The 1,799-nt window shown below is 37.6% G+C and carries 2 protein-coding genes; one reads left to right on the forward strand and one right to left on the reverse strand.

What is annotated here, in order from left to right:
* Window positions 1-17 precede the first annotated feature (17 nt).
* The gene (locus V7266_RS26605) at window positions 18-734 is read right to left on the reverse strand and encodes an urease accessory protein UreH domain-containing protein (protein WP_335472234.1); all 717 of its coding nucleotides are present in this window, start codon (window positions 732-734) and stop codon (window positions 18-20) included.
* A 247-nt stretch (window positions 735-981) separates the two neighbouring features.
* Here V7266_RS26605 and V7266_RS26610 point away from each other — a divergent pair, with 247 nt between their 5' ends.
* Entirely contained in the window at window positions 982-1,467 is a 486-nt protein-coding gene (locus V7266_RS26610) for a hypothetical protein (protein ID WP_335472235.1), read from the forward strand.
* The last annotated feature ends 332 nt before the right edge of the window (window positions 1,468-1,799 follow it).

Below are 1,799 nucleotides of genomic sequence, written 5' to 3' on the forward strand. Positions count from 1 at the left end.
GGGCGCCTTGCGCTTTTCTATTGTATCCAAAGTTTATATAATCCTTCGGTGATCGCTAAGTTATACATGTAATACATCCCAAAAGCGATGCTAATAACACCTGTCAGCCGGGTAAGGGTTTGATTTAGCACACGTTTCTTGGCGCTGAAAACGAAAGGAATCCCAATAATCGTAGTAAAGAAAAGCATTCCCAAAATAGTGCCTGCACCGAATATCAGGATATAAACTGCCGCCTCCCAAACACTCTTGACTGTACTCATCGTTAGCAAAACCATTGCGCCGCTGCCAGCTAGACCATGGACTAAGCCAATAAACAAGGATTTCAAGTAGGAAACGTTTGGATGTTGGTGGTTATGCTGATGCTTCCCATTATGAGAATGAGAGTGGAGATGTTTATGCTCGTCCCCATCATGTTTATGTTGGTGTATATGGATATTTTTAAGAGAAAATAGGGTTGTTAGACCAAGGTAAACCAGCATGATTCCCACTAAAAATTCCAATGACATTGCCCATTTTTCAGGAATTTCACCTTTCATTAAAATGAGAACGACCCCAATAATAAATAATGTTGCCGTATGCCCAATCCCCCAGAAAACGCCCGCTAATGTGGATTTGAATAATTTTTTACTTTGGCTGGCAATGGTGGAAACGGCAATGACATGATCGGGTTCGATGGCATGCTTGATTCCTAGAACAAACCCTAAAGCTAGAATGGATAGAAAGCCTATCTCCATAAATTCCTCCTAAGTTAGTAAAGACTTTTTTTAAAGTATGAATGCTAGGTATGAAAAATGCTAAATAACTAATCTGAAAAATTATAGCATAGATTCGATAATTTGTTTACTAGACAAACTATATATTTTTTGTGCAAATTTTTGGGGGTGGATATCCGTTCTAGGCTTTGTGAATTTTTCTTATAGAAGAGGGAGATTTGAAATATTTACCTTGAATTAGGAAATAGTAAGCTATGAGGTGAGTACTTTGAATTCATTCATTAAGAATCTGGATTTACATGCTCAGGGAAGCTGGCTGCCAATCGTAATGTCGCTGTTATTGCTCATTTATGCTCTTTTTATGCCCAAAAAAGAGATTGGCTGGAGAGAATTTTATGTTACCTTTGGAATCGTTGGTTATTTTGCTTGGATTTCTGATTCCTTATTAGGGGAAATGATTGATCTTGTTGATTTCGGTAACCCCGAATTCGCAGGAATTGGAGAGTTTTTAAGCTATAGCCTCATTCCTTCTTCCCTTTCCGTTATTTATTTAAATTACTTCGAGAAGTCAAATAAGTGGAAACTAACGATTATTTTTACGATCATATCCATTTTAATTGAATGGGGGATGAGGAGTGTTGGATATATGAAGGTTCATGGATGGAGCTTCTTTATTTCCATTCCCTTGTATTTCGTGGTGTTTGCCTTTTTACTCCCTTTTCATCGGAAGTTGATAAAATGTAAGCAGGATTAGTAATCTTAATGAAAAGAGCTGCTGCGTTGGCAGCTCTTTAGTATGGGAAAAAGCTTGCAATGTCGAATTTTGTTCCCATTGTAAGAATTAGAGTGCTTTTAAAATTAAAAATTATGATGAATTTGGCCCACTGGAGGCAGAGAAGTGTCAGAATGGTTACAAAAAGAATTAATTGTTACCAAGTGATAGATGGGAAATGCTTGTAGGGCACATATAAAATTTTATTGTGACCGAGTGAAGGAAAAAAGTGTAGCTAGGGGTATAATAGAATCCATTTGAACGATTTTATACCCCCCCAAGGAGTAGGATCCGTCAACCTCCAGGGGATAAGA

It is taken from the genome of Neobacillus drentensis, assembly GCF_036965645.1.
Classification (GTDB): Bacteria; Bacillota; Bacilli; order Bacillales; family Cytobacillaceae; genus Neobacillus; species Neobacillus drentensis_D.

Coding starts and splice junctions, on each gene's coding strand:
- V7266_RS26605 (WP_335472234.1), bottom strand. CDS start 734: ATGGAGATAGGCTTTCTATCCATTCTAGCTTTAGGGTTTGTTCTAGGA.